The organism is Mesorhizobium sp. CCNWLY176 (assembly GCF_037153935.1).
Classification (GTDB): Bacteria; Pseudomonadota; Alphaproteobacteria; order Rhizobiales; family Rhizobiaceae; genus Mesorhizobium_M; species Mesorhizobium_M zhangyense.
Window position 1 is genome coordinate 115921 of sequence record NZ_JBBBDZ010000007.1, and the last position, 22341, is coordinate 138261.

Genomic DNA, 22341 nt, shown 5'->3' on the forward strand with positions numbered 1-22341 from the left:
GCTGCTCACTGAAACTCGAAGATCGACCGGAATATTCCCGGCGCAATGACCGACAGCGGATTGATCTGCATGTTGGGTGACTTGGCGTTGCCAGAAAGCCGGTAGGTCACGCCGATCAGCCCGCGGTCGCGCCCATTGCCCAGGATTGCACCGAACAGCGGGATCTCGCCAAATATCCGGTTCAGGCCATAGGCGGGCATGAAAGTGCCGGTCATCGCCATGTTTCCGCGCTCGTCATAGAGCGTCCCCTGGAAAGTCGTGCCGATCAGCGGCCCACGAAGCACGCCATTGCCGATCTTCAGATAGCCCTGGCCTTTTTCGATCTGGGCAAAGCCGCGCTCGAACTGCACCCGCGACGTATCGATATTGCTTTTCACCGCCTGGTTCAGGCTGCGCTCGTCGCCGGGTGGCGTGGTCGACACGATCGACGCCAGCCTCGGCTCGTTTACAATCCAGAAGTTGCTGGTGTCGACCTGCCCACGCATGGGGCCGTCGCCGGCAGCCGACAGCGCCAGCTTGATGGCCCCACCTTGCATATTGTCGTAGATGTTCATGAAACGCAGGATCGCCCCGGCGTCCGCCGACTGCATCTGCAGGCTGCGCTGGCCGCCATCCGACGAACTGCGCACCGTGACCGCGCTTCCCGAACCAGTCACCGCCGACACCTTCAGTCCGTTCACCCTCGACCCGGCGCCGCTGTAACTGACAGCGACGTTGGAGAGTTGCTCGCCGCCAAACCCGGTAATCGCCTTGACGTCGAGATTTACGGAAACCCCTGCCCCGCCGTTCGCTTTCCCGGGACTCGAGCCGACATCCGAAGTGAACTGCTTGATCAGTGACCGCGCATCCATCTGGCTGCCACTGACGTCTACCGAATAGCTTTTGCCCGAACGCTTGATCGAAACCGCGACATTGTCGTCGCGATTGAGTTTCACCGTCGTAAGGCGGGCAGAGGAGAAACTTCCGCCTGCAAGCGCTATCGAGCCGCCGAGCGCAAACGATTTTCCTTCGAGCTTGAAGTCCGACAGCGTCGAATTGCCTTCGGATTTCTGCAGCGTGAAACTGAGGTCGGCAGCGATCCCCGGACCTTTCGACCAGCCCACCCAAGGTATGTCGAGTTTTGTGTTCGTCAGGTCGGCTGTGACGCTCTGCTTGCCCGCCGTCGTTGCATCGAGATTGACCTTGATCGTGCCCGAAACCATGGTTGAAAGCTCGGGCATGACGCTTTCGCGCGTGGCATCGTCAAGCACAAGCTGAACCTTGCGCTGACGTTCCGGTCCGCCGCCCCGCAACGGTTCGACAATAGAAATATCGGCGGGAATCCCGTTCAGTTTTGCCTTGGCGGCGATCACGGCATTGTCGGGCTCGACGACGATCGTACCGTCCGCATTGCTGATGCGCTGGCCATCGAGCGGCCTGGCAAGCGACAGATTCTCATAGGCGAGCGCCACATGCCAAAAGAGCTTGCTCGCATCGATACCCTTCGAAAGCGGGATGTCCGCCTTTACGTTGCCGCTCACCTTGCCGCTGAACTCATCCGGCTTCATGCCCACAAAGCGCATGGCGTTGATCGGATCGTAGGAAGCGAGCTCGGTGATTGCGGCAGCCTCGCCAGCAACATTGATGTCGAGCGCCCCAATCAGCGGCGGTCGATTGGCTTTCTCAATCCTGAGTTTGCCGTCGCTGGCGGCCACGCTACGACCGCTCGGAAGAAAAACCGTTCCCGACGATAGCGAGATATCGACATCGTTGCCCCGGAAATCCACCACGCCCATGGCGTCGCGAACCGGCGGTATCAAACCCGTTGTGTCGAATCGCGTGTCATCCAGCTGAAACCTGCCCGAGACCTCGTCGGCGGTGAGCGGGATGCCGTTTCCGAGACGATCGGGCACGACCTTGAACTGCAACCGGCCATCAACGACCCGCCCGCCGAAAACATGATCCAGAACCCAGTTTCGCGCCCCCTTGGCGGCAAACCAGGGCCATATTTGCTTGACGTGGGACACCTGCATGTCGTGGACGTTCAACGCCAGCGCAATCCCCGGTGCCTTGCCGCCGCCGGGGATTTCCAGCGAAGCTGTTCCAACAACCTCTCCGGACCCGCTTTTGACGGCGATCTGGTCGGCGGTTATCAGATTTGCCTCGGCATCGAAGGTGCCGTTCACGCGCGCGATCACATCAAGCGCGGGCTCGGGCGAATCGCCGGGCGCAAGGGTTGCTGTACTGCTGACAAGTTCATACCGGTAGGCCGGCTTGTCGCCGGCAAGGCCGGTAGCCGGCCGAGGCCCTATGGCACCGTTGAATTCGAGGTTGGTCCGCCCGGTGGCCACGCGAAGCCGATCGATCTCGATCTTGTTCGACCCCGTCAGCAGCGTGGCCTGAACATCGACTGCGCCGTTGAAAGCTCCGTCCTTGCCCAGGTCAAGCACTGCGCGATCGAGCGAGAGCGACGCCGTCAACTGGCTGGGATTGGTTGCAATTCCTTGCTGTCCGGCGATCGTCAGGCTGAAATCGCCAACATCGCTGCTGTTTTCTGTCGCCGGCGTTTCCTGCGCGGACGTTTTTTCCGTCAAGGCAGCCGTCTTCACCTGCGCGTTGAGGTCGGTGATACGGCGCGAAACCGTATCGCGCGTAGCCGTGCCGGTCAGCGTGAGCTCGCGGCCATCGATCTCGACGTCGCCAGTAAAGGTGAGTTCACCTGGCGCGGATTCGCTTAGCGAGGCTTCGGCTATGCGTACGATGCGCACGCGACCGTCTTCCGGAAGGATGAATTCGACATTCTCCAGCTGTATCTGGCGCGTCGAGCCGACCTCCAATGCGTCAAGCGCCCGGCTGACCTGACCGAATATCGCTTCGGCGACCTTGTCGGGATTGATCAGGCCGTCGTCGTTCTTCAGGATTTTGGTCCAGTCGCCCCTGTCGGCCATCGGCATCGCTGCCGTGGTGATCCGCGCATCGGAAATCCTGGCGCTCCCAAGCCGGATATTGCCCGAAAGCAACGGCAGGAAGCGCACCCCGAATCGCACCAGCCCCGCATCGATGATCGGCGCTCCGTCAGCGGCTTTTACGCTCACATCGCGAACCTCCAGCGCAACCAGCCGTGAGCCGTCGACGGAAACGCCGGCAGGCCCCATCGAAGCAGTGACGTCCACGCCGGCAAAGGTCTCGATCGCCTTCTCTGCTTCGGCGCGCAGCCGTTCGCTGCCCATTCCGGAATACCCGATTACGAAAATAACCGCAGCAAGCACCCCGAACACGATCGCCAGCACCGCTCCAGCCGCTAGTGCGAACCTTCCGCAGCGCCTGGCAATTGTCGGGCGCGGCTTTCCGAAGTCCTGGCCCTCCGCAGATGGAAAGGCGCTAAGATCCGTGATTTCGTGGCGCCGAAACCGTATCTTCTCGTGTTTTGGTACCTTGTGATCCACACGGTATCCCGTGACAGCGTTTCAGTCGTGGACGAATCCCAGAACGACAATATATCTCTGTGGGTTCGCGCGTAACCTCAAACAAGGGCACCGATATGACTGAACTCTCGGCAGGAGACAATGCACCGGACTTCGAACTGCCACGAGATGGCGGCGGGAAACTCAGCCTTGCCAGCCTTCGTGGCCAGAAAGTGGTGCTCTATTTCTACCCCAAGGACGACACTTCTGGTTGCACGGCAGAATCGATCGACTTTTCATTGCTGAAGCCCGATTTCGAGAAGGCAGGCGCAATCGTCCTCGGCATGTCGCCTGACAGCGTCAAGAGCCACGACAAGTTCAAGACCAAGCATAAGCTCGCGGTCGAACTCGTCGCGGACGAGGAACGCAAAGCTCTCGAAGCATATGGAGTGTGGACCGAGAAAAGCATGTATGGGCGCAAATATATGGGCGTGGAGCGCTCCACATTCCTGATCGGTGCGGACGGCCGCATCGCCAGGATATGGCGCAAGGTGAAAGTACCCGGCCATGCCGCCGAGGTCCTGGAAGCTACACGCGCACTGTAGAGTGGAACAATTTCGACCTTCCGGCGTTTGATTTTCGAACGATCAACCACGCGGAGGAAGACATGTTACGCGGCGTATTGCTGTGGATGCTTGGCATCCCTATTCCGATCATCATCCTGCTCTGGCTGTTCCTGCGATAGCCGCAAAGCGGATGGAAATTGAGTTTTGAAAACCCGCCTCATGGCGGGTTTTTTGTTTCCGCATCCCCTCCCCAACAACGTATTCCTTTCTGATTGCGCAGTTAAAATCAGCGCGCGAAAAGCTTTGTTAACCCTAACAATGTGTAATCAACCTGTCGTTGGTCTCCGGCGTGGAAGTTGGTTCCGTGAAACAATCCGATCAGGCAGTGGTATTCGGTAAACGCAAGGAACCGCACACGATCATCATCGCGCGCGGCAGCGAAATCAGGCATTTCACGGTGCGCCCCTGGATGGCGGCCTTTGTCGGTTCGGCATTTGCAGCACTGGCGATCGGCTATCTTCTGGCGACGTCCTACCTGGTGTTGCGTGACGATCTCATTGGTGCGGCCACCGCACGGCAGGCGCGCATGCAGCAGGCCTATGAGGATCGAATCTCTGCTCTGCGCTCACAAGTGGACCGCATAACCAGCCGACAATTGCTCGACCAGCAGCTTATGGAAACGAAGGTTTCCGAACTGATCGAGCGTCAAAGCCAATTAACCAAACGTCACGGCAGACTTGGCCCGTTGCTGGATCGTGCGGAAGCGGTGGTGAAGGGCGCAACGCCTGCAGACGGCTCCGCACCGGCAAAACCAGAAACACGCGTTGAACTGGTCGCTCCGGCTGCCGACACGCAATTGGCCTACGCCGCAGTCGGCAGCACAAAGAACCCGTTCGCCCTGTGGTCGACCCGCAACTCGGCAGCCCAGGCAGACTCATCTGCCGATCATGCCGACAAGGTGTTCGTCACCCTCAACCAGTCGCTGCGCACGATTGAGAGCGAACAGCTCGCCCGCATAGATTCCCTGGCTGAAAATGCCTACCAGACCGCCGACGCCATCTCCGACGCGCTCGAGTCAGCCGGTCTTCCCGTTGACGCAGATTTCGGCAAGACCGATGTCGGCGGCCCGCTGATTGCCGTCGACAATCCCACGATGTTCGACACCAAGGTGAAGGAACTGGACGAGGCGCTGGACAAGCTCGACAAGGTGAAGAAGGAAGCGCAGCGGCTGCCTTTGGCCAATCCCGCGCCGGGCCGGTCGATTTCCAGCACCTTCGGCGTACGTCGGGACCCGCTGCTCGGCACCCCTGCCCTTCATTCGGGCATGGATTTTCGCGCACCCATGGGCTCGGACGCGCGCGCCACCGCCGCAGGAACAGTCGTAAAGGCCGGCTGGAACGGCGGGTACGGCCGCATGGTCGAGGTCGATCATGGCAGCGGCTTCTCGACCCGCTACGCTCATCTGAGCAGGATCGACGTCAGGGAAGGCCAGAAGATCGCCACCGGCGATACGATCGGCGAAGTCGGCACCAGCGGCCGCTCCACCGGCCCGCATCTTCACTACGAGGTCCGCCGCAACGGCGAAGCCGTCGACCCGCTGCGCTTTCTGAAGCTGGGCAAGAAGGTCGGCCAGTATCTCTAGGCGATAAGAACCCGGGCTACTTTACCAGCGCTGCCGTCCGATCCAGGGCGGCGCCGAAACCTTTCAGCGAAATCGAGAAATTCACCGGCTGGCCGTTGTCGCTTGCCGCGGCCGCGAGTTTGAGTGCCGTTCCGCCCCGCAGCGCGGTGACCATCGCAGCATCGAAGCTGACCGGGACGAGGCACCCGGCCGGTATGCATGTGCGAAAACGCAGAGGCTTTCCGGCAGGCTTCTCGTCGACCTGAAGGGTAACGCCCGAATCCAGCGCGAGGCCAAACGGCAGCGCAAGGACGCCTTCTGTCTTGCCGGCGTCAATCTTGTTGATCTCTATCGCGAGGATGCGCTGGCCGCTCTGCTGGGCCTGCTGTTGCGACATCGAGCAGAACTTTCCCTCCCCCCGCTGCACGCAGGCCACCTGCCAGTCCTCATAGGTTTCCTGCAACGAGGATGCCCCACCAGGGAGGTTTGAGGGAGCCGCTGGAGCCGTCGCGTTCTGCGCCAGCAGAACGTCCCCCTGGCCCGCGGGAATGCTCTCAGCAAGCTGATCCGGCTGAACCGCTGACATCGTTCCCCCTGTGGCCGCATGGGCGGCCAGGGCGACCGCGCTTGCCGCGATGATCGACACAGCTGTGATTTTCAAACGTCCGCCCATGCCCGACACTCTCCCCCTTGAGATGCAGGCACAGCAAAGTCCCGCGGCACCATGCCGTCGACACAAACCTGCCCGCCCATTCTGCCTTTACATGCGATGTCGCGCGAAAACCATGGTCAACCACGGCACGGCAGACGAAACAAAGCTCAATGGAGCCGCACGCCAGCTGACGCCTGGCTCAAATGGCTGCCTTGAGGCTTTCCTCGATGTAGGCCTGGCGAAGCCTGACAGCTACGGCGCCGGGATTGCCGTCACTCAACGCAGTTCCGTCGATCTCCACCACCGGGCAGACAAAACCCGTCGCCGAGGTCGTGAAGGCTTCGCGCGCCGTCAACGCTTCCGCGATCGAGAATGGCCGCTCTTCCACTTTCATTTGCAGTTCGCGCGCGCATTTCAGGACGGCCGCTCGCGTGATGCCGGCAAGAATGTCGCTGGACAGGTCCCTGGTCACGATCGTGCCGTCCTGCGTGACGATATAGGCGTTGTTCGAGGTGCCTTCGGTCACCAGCCCGTCCTGGACGAGCCAGGCATCGTCTGCGCCCTTCTCCTGCGCGATCATCTTCGCCATTGACGGGTAGAGCAACTGCACGGTCTTGATGTCGCGCCTGCCCCATCTGAGATCGTCTACCGAAACCACGCGGGCACCACGCTTCGCCAGGGGGCTGTCCACGATCGATTTTGCCTGCGTGAACAGAACCAATGTCTGGGGAACATCCCTGGGGAAGGCAAAATCACGGTCGGCAGCGCCGCGCGTGACCTGAAGATAGACCAGCCCTTCGACGACGGCATTCTTTGCAACGAGTTGGCGATGAATGTTGAGTAGTTCTTCGTCCGGGCAAGGCATCGCCATCCCCAGTTCGGCAAGCGATCGGCGAAGGCGGCGCAAGTGGCCGTCGAAGTCGATCAGCTTGCCCTCCAGCACGGAGGTAACCTCATAGACGCCGTCAGCGAACAGAAAGCCCCGATCGAACACCGAAACCTTGGCGTCGCTCTCCTGAACGTACCCGCCGTTTACGTAGACAATCCGTTCCATTCGACGGTCCATTCCTGTTTCGAACTGGGGGAAAGCTAGAACAATGGATGCCGGGAGGAAATTGGTTCTGTCAGATCAACACAATAATCCACATACCAATTCCGTGCCCGGCTATCGCCTTAGGCACGAATACAAGTATTCGAGATTTTGGAAGGAAACATTTCTGAACGACTATAAGTCGTTCGAGAAATGGCGCGAGTGACGGGGCTCGAACCCGCGACCTCCGGCGTGACAGGCCGGCACTCTAACCAACTGAGCTACACCCGCGCAAGACGCAGACACTTGAGTTCGTGCCGCGTCGTTGGGCGTGGAATTAAGGGGTTCGGTGGTGAGTGTCAAGCGCTCCAGTGCAGCATTTCGCCACTCGGCTAAAGGTTTTTTCACAAGCAGCGCAACAACCAAGAAACCGGACGATAATACCAAAAAACCCGCGAATTCTCCTTGCGGTTCAGAGACGAACCGCTTAAACGTCCGCTCGCGTCGGGCGATTAGCTCAGTTGGTAGAGCGCTTCGTTTACACCGAAGATGTCGGCGGTTCGAGCCCGTCATCGCCCACCAAATCCCTCCGGTCATTACATACCGTCAAAGCAAAGCGGCATGTCGCTTTGCGCGACCGCGATCGTCGCGGTTCGGCTGACGCCAAATCTACGACAAAGAAAAAGCCGGGCGTGGGGCCCGGCTTTTCCAAATTCGACAATTTGTCGAAAACTTAGTTCACGGCGTCCTTGAGACCCTTGCCGGCCGAGAACTTCGGCACGGTGCGCGCCGGAATCTGCACTTCGGCGCCGGTCTGCGGGTTGCGGCCCGTCGAAGCGGCGCGTTTTGACACGGTGAAATTTCCGAAGCCGACCAGACGAACGTCGCCACCCTTCTTCAGCTCGCCGGTGATCACGGAGAAGACCGCTTCAACAGCGGACTGCGCATCGCCCTTGGCAATGTTAGCGGCCTCAGCGACAGCAGACACCAATTCGTTCTTGTTCATTAAAATTTCCTTCCATGAGAAAACCGGGACTAACGACTCAACCGGCAGGAAACGGACTTTAGAAAGAACTGTTCCCTCAACCAAGCCAGAAAGTCCGAGAATCCTTGGTTTTCCGGGATTTTTCAACGAAAAAAGCCGGGCACGAGGCCCGGCTTTCACTTCATCTGGCTAAATACGTGCCGTCAGCGCTCAATGAGCGAGAGTCTTGCCCGCATCGTCGGTCGCGTCGGCCTTGGTTGCCGGAGCGTCAACCGGCTCCGTCCACTCGATCGGCTCGGGCATCCGCACCAGCGCATGGCGCAGGACTTCGCCGACGCGGCTGACCGGAATGATCTCCATTCCGCTCTTCACATTGTCCGGAATCTCCGCCAGATCCTTGGCGTTTTCTTCCGGAATCAGCACCTTCTTGATGCCACCGCGAAGAGCCGCGAGCAGCTTTTCCTTCAGGCCGCCGATGGGCAGCACCCTGCCCCTGAGCGTGATCTCGCCAGTCATCGCCACATCGGCCTTCACCGGGATACCGGTCAGCACCGAGACGATGGCGGTTGCCATGCCCACACCGGCCGACGGGCCGTCCTTGGGCGTAGCGCCTTCCGGAACGTGGACGTGGATGTCACGCTTGTCGAACAGCGGCGGCTCGATGCCGAAATCGATGGCCCGCGAGCGGACATAGGATGCCGCCGCCGAGATCGATTCCTTCATCACGTCGCGCAGATTGCCCGTGACCGTCATCTTGCCCTTGCCGGGCATCATGACGCCTTCGATCGTCAGCAATTCGCCGCCGACCTCAGTCCAGGCAAGACCCGTAACCACACCGACCTGATCGTCCGCCTCGACCTGGCCGAACCGGAAGCGCGGCACGCCGAGGTAGTCGGACAGGTTCTCGGCAGTGACCTTCACCGACTTCTTCTTGGTCTTGATGATTTCGGTGACCGCCTTACGCCCGAGCTTCATCAGCTCGCGCTCGAGACTGCGCACGCCGGCCTCACGACTGTAGGTCTGAATGATCGCGCGAATCGCATCCTCGCTGACCGAAAACTCCTTCGGCTGAAGCGCGTGGTCGCGAACCACCTTCGGCATCAGGTGCCGCTTGGCGATCTCGACCTTCTCGTCCTCGGTATAGCCGGCGATACGGATAATCTCCATGCGGTCCATCAAGGGCGCAGGGATGTTCAGCGTATTTGCCGTCGTCACGAACATCACGCTCGAGAGGTCGTATTCGACCTCCAGATAGTGGTCCATGAAGGACGAGTTCTGCTCCGGATCGAGCACCTCGAGCAAGGCCGACGACGGATCGCCACGGAAATCCTGGCCCATCTTGTCGATTTCATCGAGCAGGAAGAGCGGATTGGACTTCTTCGCCTTCTTCATCGACTGGATGACCTTGCCGGGCATCGAGCCGATATAGGTGCGGCGGTGACCGCGGATTTCAGCCTCGTCACGAACGCCACCGAGCGCCATGCGCACGAATTCGCGGCCGGTCGCCTTGGCGATCGACTTGCCGAGAGAGGTCTTGCCGACGCCGGGAGGGCCGACGAGGCAGAGGATCGGCCCCTTCAGCTTCTTCTGGCGACTCTGGACGGCGAGATACTCAACGATGCGGTCCTTGACCTTGTCGAGGCCGAAGTGATCCGTATCGAGCACGTCCTGCGCGAAGCCGAGATCCTGTTTGACCTTGGAGTTCTTGCCCCACGGTATCGACAGGATCCAATCGAGATAGTTGCGCACGACCGTGGATTCGGCCGACATCGGCGACATCGACTTGAGCTTCTTCAACTCGGCATCCGCCTTTTCGCGTGCCTCCTTGGAGAGCTTGGTCTTCTTGATGCGCGCCTCCAACTCGGCAACCTCGTCGCGGCCGTCTTCGCCTTCGCCGAGTTCCTTCTGGATCGCCTTCATCTGCTCGTTGAGGTAGTATTCGCGCTGCGTCTTCTCCATCTGGCGCTTGACGCGCGAGCGGATGCGCTTTTCCACCTGAAGCACGGAAATCTCGGCTTCCATGAAGCCCATGGCCTTTTCAAGCCGCTCCCGCACGGAGAGCGTGCCGAGCATTTCCTGCTTCTCGGGGATCTTGATCGCGAGATGCGAAGCCACCGTATCGGCGAGTTTGGAATAGTCGTCGATCTGGCTGGCGGCACCGACCACCTCGGGCGAAATCTTCTTGTTGAGCTTCACATAGTTCTCGAAGTCGGAAACCACCGAGCGGGCGAGCGCCTCGACCTCGATTTCTTCTTCTTCGGGCTCCACAAGCGCCACCGCCTTCGCCTCATGGAAGTCGGCACGATCGGTAAAGGAGGTGATCTGCGCCCGCGACGTACCCTCGACCAGCACCTTCACCGTGCCGTCCGGCAGCTTCAGAAGCTGGAGAACGTTGGCGAGCGTGCCGACCTCATAGATCGCATCGGCTTCGGGATCGTCGTCGGCTGCATTCATCTGGGTCGCGAGCAGTATCTGCTTCTCCGCGCCCATCACCTCTTCCAGCGCCTTGATCGATTTTTCACGCCCGACGAAGAGCGGAACGATCATGTGCGGAAACACCACGATGTCGCGCAGCGGGAGGACTGCGTAAACAGCGTTGCCGGAAGACCGGGGTATCTTGGCCATTGTCCAACCTTTCATTTCGCGATCGCCATTGGCCAATCGCGAATCTCATATTAACGGCCACAGACCGTTCCGCCTATCCACCGTTTGGTACAGGGATTTTAGCACGGAATACAGCCCACAACCTCTCTCCGTTAGTTGGATGCGCGGCTAACAAAGATCAAGGGCAAACAACACAGCCGCATACTTCTCGTCGCACTATCCAACGTTTGCCCTATCCTCGAAACGCGAAACGGCGCCTCTCGGCGCCGTTTGCTGGATATTTTGCAGCGAAAACGGGCTTAGGCGCTGACGTTGCCCTTCTTTTCCTTCTGCTCCGAATAGATGTAGAGCGGCCGGGCGCTGCCGGTCACCACTTCCTCGGAGATCACAACTTCCTGAACGCCTTCCAGCGCCGGAAGCTCGAACATCGTGTCGAGCAGGATAGCTTCCATGATCGAACGCAGGCCGCGCGCGCCGGTCTTGCGCTCGATGGCGCGCTTGGCGATCGCCGAAAGCGCGTTCTCATGGAACGTCAGCTCGACATTTTCCATCTCGAACAGACGCTGATACTGCTTGACCAGCGCGTTCTTCGGCTCGGTCAGGATCTGGATCAGCGCCGGCTCGTCCAGGTCTTCCAGCGTCGCCAGGACCGGCAGACGGCCGACGAACTCCGGGATCAGGCCGAACTTCAGGAGGTCTTCCGGCTCGACGAGGCGGAACACTTCGCCGCTGCGGCGATCCTCCGGCGAAGCCACGATCGCGCCGAAGCCGATCGAGGTCTTTCTGCCGCGATCCGAGATGATCTTGTCCAGGCCGGCAAAGGCGCCGCCGCAGATGAACAGGATGTTGGCTGTGTCGACCTGCAGGAATTCCTGCTGCGGATGCTTCCGGCCACCCTGCGGCGGCACGGAGGCAACGGTGCCTTCCATGATCTTCAGAAGCGCCTGCTGCACGCCCTCGCCCGAAACGTCGCGGGTGATCGAGGGATTGTCGGACTTGCGGGAAATCTTGTCGATTTCGTCGATATAGACGATGCCGCGCTGGGCCCGCTCGACATTGTAGTCGGCCGACTGGAGCAGCTTCAGGATAATGTTTTCGACGTCCTCACCGACATAGCCTGCTTCGGTAAGCGTCGTCGCATCAGCCATGGTGAAGGGCACGTCGATGATGCGGGCAAGCGTCTGCGCGAGCAGCGTCTTGCCGCAACCGGTCGGGCCGATCAAAAGGATGTTAGACTTCGCCAGTTCGACATCGTTGTTCTTCGATGCGTGGGCGAGCCGCTTGTAGTGATTGTGGACGGCCACCGACAGCACGCGCTTGGCGTAGGGCTGCCCGATCACGTAGTCGTCCAGAACCTTCAGAATTTCCTGCGGCGTCGGCACGCCTTCGCGCGACTTCACCATCGAGGTTTTGTTTTCCTCGCGGATGATGTCCATGCAAAGTTCGACGCATTCGTCGCAGATGAAAACCGTTGGGCCGGCGATCAGCTTGCGCACTTCATGCTGGCTCTTGCCGCAGAACGAGCAATAGAGCGTATTCTTGGAATCGCCGCCGCCGTTGCTGACCTTGCTCATCTTGTCCAAGTCCTTTCAGTACTGCCCGGCCGATAGACTGGCTGAACCTCTTACGCCGTTGGTCGCGGGAATCCACCGTTGCTGGCATTCCAGCATTTCCAACGTATTCCATACGAAACACAAGTCAGAAAACGTGGCAATCGATTCGCGGCGCCCCCACTGAAAGTTAAGCCGCCGAAATTCAACATAGGCTTAACGTAGGTCGTAGCTCTCGCCGAGGAAACAGCTAATTGTGACCGAAATGCCGCAAGCCGAGTCAAAAGTGTGTCATTCCCACAGTCTCGACCGGCAAAGCGTCATTTCGTCGCCGCTGGCTCCGGTGTTTCGACAACTTCACGCGAGCTGATGACCTTGTCGATCAGACCGAAATCCTTGGCCTCGTCGGCGGTCATGAAATGATCGCGATCGAGCGTCTTTTCGATCTCTTCGTAGGTTTTGCCTGTGTGCTTGACGTAAACCTCGTTGAGGCGGCGCTTCAGCTTGATGATGTCCTGGGCATGGCGCTCGATGTCCGAGGCCTGCCCCTGGAAGCCGCCTGACGGCTGGTGAACCATGATGCGGGCGTTGGGCGTGGCAAAGCGCATGTCCTTGTGGCCAGCGCAAAGCAGCAGCGAGCCCATCGAAGCGGCCTGGCCGATGCAAAGCGTCGAAACGGCCGGCTTGATGAACTGCATCGTATCGTAGATCGCCATGCCGCTGGTGACCACGCCGCCCGGCGAATTGATGTAGAGATTGATCTCTTTCTTCGGGTTTTCGGCTTCCAGGAAGAGCAGCTGCGCGCAGACCAGCGTCGCCATGCCGTCTTCGACCGGACCGGTGATGAAGATGATGCGCTCCTTGAGAAGCCGCGAGAAGATGTCATAGGCGCGCTCGCCGCGATTGGTCTGTTCGACCACCATCGGAACGAGGTTCATTGCGGTTTCGACGGGGTTTCTCATTAAATGTCCCTTTGTCAGGATTTGGATTCCGGCACCGGACGGGCAGAATCTGCTATTGAATGTCTCTCGTTAAATAGGATGCCGCCTCACCATTGCGCAAGTGCGGGTTCGAATAGCTTGAAGTGCTGTCTGCAGGCATTCCGAGCTATTTTTCGAGAACTTCCTTCACGACGGTCGCCAACTGCTTCAACGAGAAGGGTTTTGGCAGGAAACCGAACTGCGCATCGGCCGGCAGATTTCGCGCAAAAGCGTCCTCGGCATAGCCTGAAACGAAGATGAACTTGATGTCCGGCCGCAGCTTGCGCAACTCGCCAAGCAGCGTCGGACCGTCCATTTCCGGCATGACGACGTCCGATACGACGATATCGATCTTGCCGCCAAGCTCGTGATAGACCTCCAGCGCCTCGACGCCGGATGAGGCCTCGTGCACGGTGTAGCCGCGCGAGGTCAGCGCCCGCATGCCGCCCATGCGCACCGCATCCTCGTCCTCGACCAGGAGCACGGTTGCGGAACCGGACAGATCGCGCGCGGCGTCCGATACCTTCGCGGCGGGCGCGCTTGCGGCTTCGGTCGGCTGGCCGCTTGCATCGGCCATGGGTTTCACCTCGGCGATGTGGCGCGGCAGAAAGATGCGGAAGACCGAACCCTTGCCCACTTCGGAATCGCAATAGATGAAGCCGCCGGTCTGCTTGATGATGCCGTAGACCATCGACAGGCCAAGGCCGGTCCCCTTGCCGACCTCTTTGGTGGTGAAGAACGGTTCGAACACCTTCTTCAGCACGTCCGGCGCAATGCCGCTGCCGCTATCCTCGACCTCGACGACGACATAATCCGCCGGCACGAGTTCGCGGTAGGTGTAGGCCTTGCACTCTTCTGCCGTGACATTCTTCGTTCGCACGGTGAGATCGCCACCGTCCGGCATGGCATCGCGCGCATTGACGGCGAGGTTGACGACAACCTGCTCGAACTGGCCGAGATCGACCTTCACCGGCCAGAGATCGCGGCCGTGATCGACCTTGAGCTTGACCGAATTGCCGACAAGACGCGCAAGCAGCATGCGCAGATCGGCGAGCACGTCGGTCAGATTCAGCACTTCGGGCCGAAGCGTCTGCTTGCGCGAGAACGCCAGCAGCTGCCGCACTAGTGACGCGGCACGGTTGGCGTTCTGCTTGATGTTCATGATGTCGGGGAAGGACGGGTCCGACGGACGATGGTTGGTCAGCAGCAGGTCCGACGCCATGATGATAGCTGTCAGCACGTTGTTGAAATCATGCGCGATGCCGCCGGCAAGCTGGCCGACAGCCTGCATCTTCTGGCTCTGCGCCATCTGGCCCTCGAGCGCCTTCTGCTCGGTGGTTTCGACGGCATAGACGATGGCCGCCTCCTCGGCGCCCTCTCCGCCAGTGCCGTCGGCAACCGCATTGACATAGAAGCGCATATGGCGCTCCTCATTGTCGGGCAGCACGGTCTCTATGGGCGATATGTCGACCTGGTGCTGCCGCGCCTTTTCAAGTGCGGCGGCCAAAGCGGGGCGATCACGTTCGTGGATTACGGTGTCGAGCCTGACATGGCGGTCTACGGCGTCCCGGTCGACCACGCTCGAGAACAGCGACAGGAATGGCGCATTGGTGCGCAGGATACGGCCTTCCTGGTCGACACCGGCAATCGCCATCGGCGTCGAGTTGAAGAACCTTGTGAACCGCACCTCAGAGGCACGCAAATCGGCTGAGGAATCCTCGCCCTGCATGCGGTTCAGCACGATGGTGCGCGTCGGACCGTTCATGCCGTCGCGGCTAGCCGAGACGCGGTGCATGAAGCGCACCGGCAACGCCTCGCCGGTTACGGTTGCGAGATCGAGGTCGATCACCGCATTGCGGGTGGTACCCGGATCGGCCTTCACCGACCGCACGAGCGCCATGCCGTCTCCGGCGACGATCTCATGCAGCGTGGTTGCGCCCGGCGTGAAGCTTGCCAGATCGATGCCGAGCCATTCGGCGAGCGTCGCGTTGATGTAGGTAACGCGGCCTTCCTGGTCGGCCGAGAAAAACCCGGCAGGCGCATGGTCGAGATGATCGATGGCCTTCTGCAGGTCGAGGAAGAAACGCTCCTGCTCGGCCCGTTCGGTCGAGATGTCGGACAACTGCCAGGCAAGCAACGGCTGGCGCTGGCCGGGCACCTTGAAGGTGCGCGCCCGCACCCTATACCAGCGAGCGCCAGGTTCGGCACCGGGTCGCACCGACTGCGACAGGCGAAATTCGCCATCGCCCGCCTGTCCGTCCCGCAAGCCGGAAGCCAGGCGATAGATCGTCGGCGACGCCTCGGGGATATCGGAGAGCAGGCCTTCCACCGTCTTCAGGTCGGGGGCATTTGCCGCGCCCGTCATGTCGGCATAGGCGCGGTTCGCGTAGACGACCCGGCCCTTGGTGTCGGTGACGATAAGACCCTGCGACATGGAATCGACGAAGGCCTTGGACAGTTCGTCGGTCGTGGAGCGTGGCGCGATCTGTACGAAGCCGATGGCCGTGGCAAAGAGATAGCCAACGCCGATCATCGCCAGCACGCCGAGCATGCCCAGCAGGAAGGGATCGCCCAGACGCTCGCGGAAAATGCCGAATACGATCGCAGCACCCGTAAGCACGACGATAAAGACGATCAGGCGCGTTATCGCGCCCGGACGCGTATTCTGGTCGACGATCGGTACGGGATAAAAATCGCCGCGCATTTCCTTGGCCATACGGTCCGTCTCTTGCCTGTTTTCCCCAGATTCCCCCTGCGGGCGTGGAACCGGTTGAATCACATTCTTCCCAACGCGCATAGGCCTAGCCTGAAAAAGCGCAGGGAAAAACCGGGCTCGTTGTCAGCTAGGGCATTTCGAGTGTCCAGGGCGTGAAAGGCAACTTGCGAATATTGCCGTCCACGGTCTAGTGTCGCGCGGGCGAAATGAGCTGGGGACGTCGATGATGGAATGGTTGGATAACATTGCAGGGCCGGGATATTCGGCAGCCATCCTCTGGACCTTCGCCGCTCTCATTCTGCTTGTCATCGTCCTCATCATCATCAAGCTCGTGCGCAGCATGACGTTCGGCACATTCGTTGCCGGCGGACGCAACCGCAAGACGCGGCTGGCCGTGATGGACGCTACTGCCGTCGACAGCCATCGGCGGCTGATTCTCGTTCGCCGCGACGACATCGAGCACCTGCTTCTGATAGGCGGCCCGACCGACGTCGTCGTCGAGCGCGATATCCGGCTGACCCAGCAGCGGCGGCCTGCACTCACCGGTGACGGCGCGCAGGAAGCCCCGGCAAGACCTCGCTCTTTGGAGCAGCAGGTTCCGGCCCGCCCGGCACCGCAGCCTCGCCCTCCGGAGCCCGCCCCTGCGTCTCAGCCAACGCAGATTGCGCGCGCCCAGGCGCTCGCAGCCGCTGTTCGACCCGCGCCGGCGCCTGCACCAAGACCCGCACCAGCACCGGCGCCGACGCCGGTTGTTGCCAGAGTGGAGCCGCCACGCGTGCCACTTTCGTCGCCCGCCCCGCGCCACGAACCGCCCGTCCAGACTGCCTCGCGATACCAGGCTCCAGTTGCCGAGCCATCCCGCCCAGCCGTTCAGAACGATGAGCTCGATGAGTCCTTGCTGAAGGAGCTTGAATTCTCGCTCGACGATGAGCCTAAGCCTGCAGCCGCAAAGGCACCGGATGTGTCGCTTGACGACGAAATGACCAAGCTGCTCGGCGAGCTTTCCAGCCACAAAAGATGAGCTGATCCGCAGAAAATAAAAAAGGCGGCCTGAGCCGCCTTTTTTATTTTGCTTGCCACGACGCTATCAGTCGTCGCGATAGACCTTTTCACGCCGTTCATGGCGCTCCTGCGCCTCGATCGACAAAGTGGCGATCGGGCGAGCATCCAGACGCTTGAGTGCGATCGGCTCTCCGGTCTCCTCGCAGAAACCGTAGGTGCCTTCGTCAATGCGTTGAAGTGCAGAGTCTATTTTGGAAATAAGCTTCCGCTGCCTGTCGCGCGCCCTGAGCTCGATAGCACGGTCCGTTTCGGACGAAGCGCGATCTGCAAGATCGGGGTGATTGGCGTTTTCCTGTTGAAGAATTTCGAGTGTTTCACGCGCTTCGCGCAAAATGTCATTCTTCCAGGTGACAAGTTTGAGACGGAAGTAGGCTTTCTGCCGCTCGTTCATAAACGGTTCGTCTTCCGTGGGAACGTAAGCGGCATCAACGAGTTCGTTCATTTCGACTCACCCCATTACCCGTTTTTTTGCGCCTATATATTCGCCGACCTTTAACCGCACAAGCGCAATCGACATCCCCTTCACGCAATTGTCAGTCGCAACGTCCGCCAAGTTTCGCGCCACGGAGGCTTTCCTGAAATCAAGCAATTCAGACAATTGGCCTATATCAAAAGCAGTAGATCACTACTGCGACCGACCGAGAAACAACGGCTTTCTCATCATTCGGTTGCGCAATTGACCGCCCGTCGCTAAATCGTCTCCAACAATCGGCAACGCGAAAAAGCCGTTCAAGGGAGGGGTTGCGTGGCGAGCAGGCTGTATCTACTCAGGCACGCCAAAGCCGGTTGGGCCTTGCCCGGAATGCGCGATTTCGATCGACCTCTCGATCCGTCCGGTATGGCAGACGCCGAAACGACGGGCGTGACGATGCGTGCCCGCGACTATGTGCCGGACCTCACCCTGTGCTCCAACGCGGCACGTGCACGCCAGACGCTGGAAGGCATCGCCGGCAACGCCGACACTGGAAAAGTCCTGTTCTTCGATGATCTCTATCGCGAGGATGCAGCAGCCTACCTGAAAATCATCCGGGAAAACGGCTGCCTTGGCTCGATCCTCGTCATTGGCCACAATCCCATGATGGAAGATCTCGCCATGGCGGTCGCCTCCGACGGCGATGAAGAGGCCTGCACCACGCTGCATGCCGGTTTTCCGACTTCCGGCCTTGCCGTGATCCGGTTCGACGAAGGTCTCTGCGAAGCTGCTCCCGGCAAGGGTTTTCTCGAAGCGTTCATAACGCCGGCGGATGCATAAGACGCTCCAAATCCCTGCCGGCGCTTCAAATCGGGATCGCATTGCCTATATCGGGAGGCATCCACAGACGAGGTTTGGCCTTTGGCGTCTCTGACCACTTTCACCGACGAGGCGCGAATAGCGCTGGACACGATCACGGAGCGGACCACGGGCCTGTTTGCGCCGTCTATGCGTGTGGGCGTCACCGGCCTCTCACGCGCCGGCAAGACTGTTTTCATCTCCGCCTTCGTCCACAACCTCATCCAGGGCGGACGCCTGCCGCTGTTCGAGGCGCAGAAATCCGGCCGCATTTCGCGCGCCTTCCTGGAAGAGCAGCCCGACGATGCCGTGCCGCGCTTTCAGTATGAGGATCATATCGACGCGCTGGTGAACGCGCGGACCTGGCCGGACTCGACACGCGCAATCTCGGAACTGCGGCTGACGATCGAATATGAATCCGCTTCCGGCTGGAACAGGATGTTTTCAGCAGGCCGGCTGTCGGTCGATATCGTCGACTACCCCGGAGAATGGCTTTTGGATCTGCCGCTTCTGGGCAAATCCTACAGTGAATTCTCTCACGACGCCTTCGAGATGGCCGCACTGCCGGTTCGCACCGATCTGTCGGAAGCATGGCGAAAGCTATCCGAGACGATCGATCCCAACGCCGACGCAGATGAGATGGCGGCCCGAAAACTGTTCGAGAGTTTTGCGGCCTACCTGAAAGCCTGCAAGCTGGACGAACGCGCATTGTCGACCTTGCCGCCCGGCCGTTTCCTCATGCCCGGCGATCTCGAGGGCTCGCCGGCACTGACCTTCGCGCCCCTGCCCGGCCTCGGAAATGCCCGTCCCCGCGCCGGCTCGCTCCATGCCATGATGGAACGGCGCTACGAGGCTTACAAAACCCACGTCATCAAGCCGTTCTTCCGCGAACACATAGCAAGGCTAGACCGGCAGATCGTGCTGATCGACGCTATGCAGGCGCTGAATGCCGGCCCGGGCGCGATTGCCGATCTGGAGCGCGCGGTCACCGAAATTCTCGCCTGCTTTCGCCCAGGGCGCGGCAGCTTCCTGACCGACCTGTTTTCGCGGCGCATAGACCGCATCCTCGTCGCCGCCACCAAGGCTGACCACCTGCACCACGAAAGCCACGACAGGCTTCAAGCAATCGTGCGCCGCCTCACGGAGCGTGCCGTCGCGCGCGCCAATCTGTCGGGCGCCGACGTGGATGTGCTGGCCATGGCAGCCGTCCGCGCAACGCGCGAAGGCACCGTCAAGCAAGGCCGGGAAACCCTTCCTGTCATCATCGGCACACCGCTGGAAGGCGAAACCATCGGCGGCGAGACATTCGACGGTAAGACCGAAACAGCCATATTTCCCGGTGACTTGCCGGCAAAAGCGGATTCAGTTTTTGAAGTTAGCGGCGCCAGCGGACATCAGACCAATGGCGACCCGACCATCCGCTTCGTGCGCTTCCGTCCGCCGAAGCTGGAAAAGACTGCCGAGGGCGTCACCCTGTCGTTGCCGCATATAAGGCTGGACCGGGCGCTGCAGTTCCTGATCGGAGACCATCTCGCATGAACGCGCCCCGAAAGCCGGCCGCCTTCCGCATCGAGCCGGAAGCAGCCGAGGAAAAACTTGCTCCGCCCTCGAAACGCACGGCCACCGAGGCTCCGCGCAAACCACGCGCGATGAAGACGGATGTGGCAATCGTCACACCCGCCGAAATCGACGTCTTCGACGAGCCCGACATCATTGCGAGCGAGCCGCCACCGGCATCCGCGCCAAGGCGTCATTCGAAACTCGCCTCGATCTTCCTCGGCGCGCTGGGAATACTGGTTTCGCTCGCCGTCGGCCTGTGGACGGACCAGCTTATCCGCGACCTGTTCGAGCGCGCCGAATGGCTGGGCTGGCTTGCGGCAGGCGTGGCGATCATCGCCGCACTCGCGCTCGTCGTGATCCTCCTGCGGGAAATGCTGGCGCTTCGGCGCCTTGCATCGGTGCAAAAGCTGCAGACGAAGGCGCTGGATGCGGTTGCCCGCGACGATCCAAAGGCTGCGCGGGCGGTAGTCGAGGAACTTTCCGCCTTCGTGGCCGGCAAGCCCGATACGGCAGCCGGCCGGCGCACGCTTGCCGAACTGCGCGACGAGATCATCGACGGCGCCAATTTAGTGAAGCTTGCCGAAACCGAAATCCTGAGCCCGCTCGACGCCCGCGCCAAGGTGCTCATCCTGGATGCGGCCAAGCGCGTGTCACTGGTGACCGCCGTCAGCCCGCGCGCGCTGGTCGACGTTGCCTATGTCGTGTTTGAAGCGGGCCGGCTCATCCGGCGTTTGTCTGAGCTTTATGGCGGCAGACCCGGGACGCTTGGTTTCTTTCGCCTCGCCCGCAGCGTGCTGGCTCATCTGGCCGTTACCGGCTCTATCGCCGTCGGCGACAGTTTCGTGCAGCAGATCGTCGGCCACGGCCTGGCAGCGCGGCTTTCGGCCAAGCTGGGCGAAGGCGTGGTCAATGGCATGATGACCGCGCGAATCGGCATCGCTGCGATGGAAACGGCACGCCCCTTTCCCTTCATCGCGCAAAAGCGGCCGGGCATGGGTGACTTCCTGTCCGCACTGACCTCCTTTGCGACCAAAAAACAAACGGAAAAAACGCCTGCGGAAGATTGATCGAGAACTTCGAAATTGACCTCGAAGCCATTGCGTGGGATGGCCAAAGTGACGAAGCATTAACCAATCTTGGTCATGGTTCAGGAAATCGTAACCACGTTTCCTTTGTCTCCGGGTGTCCCTTGATGAAACGCGCAGTTCTATTCACCGTGTTGCCAATCGTGGCATTTGCCGCTGCAACACCAAGCTCTGCGGATACCGTTCAGGGACCTCAGCGCGACAAGAAATTCTTCCAGAGCGTCGAAGGCGACTGGGTCGGACCGGGCGAGATCGTCGCCGGCAAGTACAAGGGCACGAAGTTCAACTGCACATTCACCGGCTCCACGCCTTCGGGCAAGGTCGGGATGACGCTGGATGGCGGCTGCCGCGTCGGCGTCTTTACGCAGAAAATGTCGGCCACCGTCGAGCATAAGGGCAGCAAGGGTTACAAGGGCACCTTCCTTGATGGCGCCGCCGGCAAGGGCCTGGATATCATCTCCGGCAATGTCGTCGATGGCCGCAAGGTCGTGTTCGCGCTCAACCGCAACCAGCTCAAGGGTGTGATGCAGGCGCGCATTCCCGACGACAACACGATGAACGTCACGGTTTCAGTGCGCGTCGATGAGCAGATGGTGCCGGTTATCGGCATGAGCCTGAAGCGCGTCGACGCAACCGCTGTCGGCACGATCGCGCGAAAATAGCCGACAACGAAAAAAGCGGCCGTCTCGCGACGTCCGCTTTCTGAAAAAATCAAAAAATATCAGCCCTTGATCGCCGTGATCAGCTCGTCATAGGCCTTGCAGGCATCGGCTGAAGTCGTTGAACCCTGATATTTTGTGCCGATCTCCTGCACCTTCGTGGTCAGTTCGGCTGCCTTTGCAGGATCCTTCGTAATAGCGGCCTGCAGTGCCGTCGTCAGTTCCTGTGCCTTTTGGGTCAGCACTTCAGACGTGCATTCCGGTGCCTTGGAACAGGCCGAGCCGGCGAGCGCGGCAAAGCCGACCGCGACGAGCAAAAATTTCTTCATTGTAGTCCTCTCCTTGAAATAACGGCAAAAATGACAGCCGCATGTCTCAAGCCCCCCGCTTGGCCAGAAGCCAATCGTGCTTTAGCGCCCGTTTGTGACGGTTTGCAACTGCAACGCGAAAACCTGGAAGGAAAATTAGATGAGCCAGGCGTTTTTTGGTGGATTTACCTGTTTTGCGGAGAATGATGGGCATACATCGTCGGATTCCCCTCCCTTTCCGGGCTTTTCGCGCGGGGCGTAAGCTTCTATCCTGACACCTATCTCCCTTTCGCCGTGCAAACGTCCGGCG

General features: G+C 60.3%; 17 protein-coding genes and 2 tRNA genes. 8 read left to right on the forward strand and 11 right to left on the reverse strand.

What is annotated here, in order from left to right:
- Positions 1-5: 5 nt before the first annotated feature.
- The gene (locus tag WBQ96_RS13770) at positions 6-3425 is read right to left on the reverse strand and encodes a hypothetical protein (RefSeq protein ID WP_442920832.1); all 3420 of its coding nucleotides are present in this window, start codon (positions 3423-3425) and stop codon (positions 6-8) included.
- 95 nt (positions 3426-3520) lie between these two features.
- Between WBQ96_RS13770 and WBQ96_RS13775 the strand changes: the two genes are divergently transcribed.
- The gene (locus WBQ96_RS13775; RefSeq protein ID WP_336550805.1) at positions 3521-3988 is read left to right on the forward strand and encodes a peroxiredoxin; all 468 of its coding nucleotides are present in this window, start codon (positions 3521-3523) and stop codon (positions 3986-3988) included.
- 325 nt (positions 3989-4313) lie between these two features.
- Positions 4314-5591: a M23 family metallopeptidase gene (locus WBQ96_RS13780; RefSeq protein ID WP_336550804.1), complete on the forward strand. Its 1278-nt coding sequence runs from the start codon at positions 4314-4316 to the stop codon at positions 5589-5591.
- Positions 5592-5607: 16 nt separating this feature from the next.
- Here WBQ96_RS13780 and WBQ96_RS13785 read toward each other — a convergent pair whose 3' ends face one another.
- The 3 genes from WBQ96_RS13785 to WBQ96_RS13795 all read right to left on the reverse strand — a co-directional run bounded on the left by WBQ96_RS13785 (position 5608) and on the right by WBQ96_RS13795 (position 7543).
- On the reverse strand, positions 5608-6243 hold the full coding sequence (locus WBQ96_RS13785) for an invasion associated locus B family protein (RefSeq protein WP_336550803.1): 636 nt from the start codon (positions 6241-6243) through the stop codon (positions 5608-5610).
- Between the two features lie 178 nt (positions 6244-6421).
- A complete protein-coding gene (locus WBQ96_RS13790; RefSeq protein WP_336550800.1) occupies positions 6422-7276 on the reverse strand; it encodes a D-amino-acid transaminase in 855 nt (284 codons plus the stop codon).
- Positions 7277-7466: 190 nt separating this feature from the next.
- Positions 7467-7543, reverse strand: a tRNA-Asp gene (locus tag WBQ96_RS13795).
- A gap of 215 nt (positions 7544-7758) precedes the next feature.
- Here WBQ96_RS13795 and WBQ96_RS13800 point away from each other — a divergent pair.
- Positions 7759-7834: transfer RNA gene (locus WBQ96_RS13800), tRNA-Val, on the forward strand.
- Positions 7835-7985: 151 nt separating this feature from the next.
- On the opposite strand, the gene WBQ96_RS13805 is transcribed toward WBQ96_RS13800, so the two are convergent.
- The 5 genes from WBQ96_RS13805 to cckA all read right to left on the reverse strand — a co-directional run bounded on the left by WBQ96_RS13805 (position 7986) and on the right by cckA (position 16087).
- Positions 7986-8258 (reverse strand): HU family DNA-binding protein, encoded by a 273-nt coding sequence (locus tag WBQ96_RS13805; RefSeq protein ID WP_165113299.1) that lies wholly within the window; start codon positions 8256-8258, stop codon positions 7986-7988.
- A 189-nt stretch (positions 8259-8447) separates the two neighbouring features.
- Entirely contained in the window at positions 8448-10862 is a 2415-nt protein-coding gene (lon, locus tag WBQ96_RS13810; protein WP_336551001.1) for an endopeptidase La, read from the reverse strand.
- A gap of 278 nt (positions 10863-11140) precedes the next feature.
- A complete protein-coding gene (gene clpX, locus WBQ96_RS13815; RefSeq protein WP_091912880.1) occupies positions 11141-12415 on the reverse strand; it encodes an ATP-dependent Clp protease ATP-binding subunit ClpX in 1275 nt (424 codons plus the stop codon).
- Positions 12416-12711: 296 nt separating this feature from the next.
- Positions 12712-13353: an ATP-dependent Clp endopeptidase proteolytic subunit ClpP gene (clpP, locus tag WBQ96_RS13820; RefSeq protein WP_165113295.1), complete on the reverse strand. Its 642-nt coding sequence runs from the start codon at positions 13351-13353 to the stop codon at positions 12712-12714.
- A gap of 145 nt (positions 13354-13498) precedes the next feature.
- On the reverse strand, positions 13499-16087 hold the full coding sequence (gene cckA, locus WBQ96_RS13825) for a cell cycle histidine kinase CckA (protein WP_336550796.1): 2589 nt from the start codon (positions 16085-16087) through the stop codon (positions 13499-13501).
- A 226-nt stretch (positions 16088-16313) separates the two neighbouring features.
- On the opposite strand from cckA, the gene WBQ96_RS13830 reads away from it, so the two are divergent.
- Positions 16314-17108, forward strand: a complete 795-nt coding sequence (locus tag WBQ96_RS13830) for a hypothetical protein (RefSeq protein ID WP_336550999.1) — start codon at positions 16314-16316, stop codon at positions 17106-17108.
- A 66-nt stretch (positions 17109-17174) separates the two neighbouring features.
- Here WBQ96_RS13830 and dksA read toward each other — a convergent pair whose 3' ends face one another.
- Positions 17175-17591, reverse strand: a complete 417-nt coding sequence (dksA, locus tag WBQ96_RS13835) for an RNA polymerase-binding protein DksA (RefSeq protein ID WP_091912705.1) — start codon at positions 17589-17591, stop codon at positions 17175-17177.
- Positions 17592-17894: 303 nt separating this feature from the next.
- On the opposite strand from dksA, the gene WBQ96_RS13840 reads away from it, so the two are divergent.
- The 4 genes from WBQ96_RS13840 (at position 17895) to WBQ96_RS13855 (ending at position 21726) form a co-directional block, all read left to right on the forward strand.
- Positions 17895-18401, forward strand: coding sequence for a SixA phosphatase family protein (locus tag WBQ96_RS13840; protein WP_336550794.1), 507 nt, complete (start codon positions 17895-17897; stop codon positions 18399-18401).
- An 81-nt stretch (positions 18402-18482) separates the two neighbouring features.
- Entirely contained in the window at positions 18483-19958 is a 1476-nt protein-coding gene (locus WBQ96_RS13845; protein ID WP_336550792.1) for a YcjX family protein, read from the forward strand.
- The gene (locus WBQ96_RS13850; RefSeq protein ID WP_336550790.1) at positions 19955-21046 is read left to right on the forward strand and encodes a YcjF family protein; all 1092 of its coding nucleotides are present in this window, start codon (positions 19955-19957) and stop codon (positions 21044-21046) included. Before WBQ96_RS13845 ends, WBQ96_RS13850 begins: the two co-directional genes overlap by 4 nt.
- Positions 21047-21171: 125 nt before the next feature.
- A complete protein-coding gene (locus WBQ96_RS13855) occupies positions 21172-21726 on the forward strand; it encodes a hypothetical protein (protein WP_165113282.1) in 555 nt (184 codons plus the stop codon).
- Positions 21727-21785: 59 nt separating this feature from the next.
- On the opposite strand, the gene WBQ96_RS13860 is transcribed toward WBQ96_RS13855, so the two are convergent.
- Complete coding sequence (locus WBQ96_RS13860) at positions 21786-22052, reverse strand: hypothetical protein (RefSeq protein ID WP_165113280.1); 267 nt, start codon at positions 22050-22052, stop codon at positions 21786-21788.
- Positions 22053-22341 lie beyond the last annotated feature (289 nt).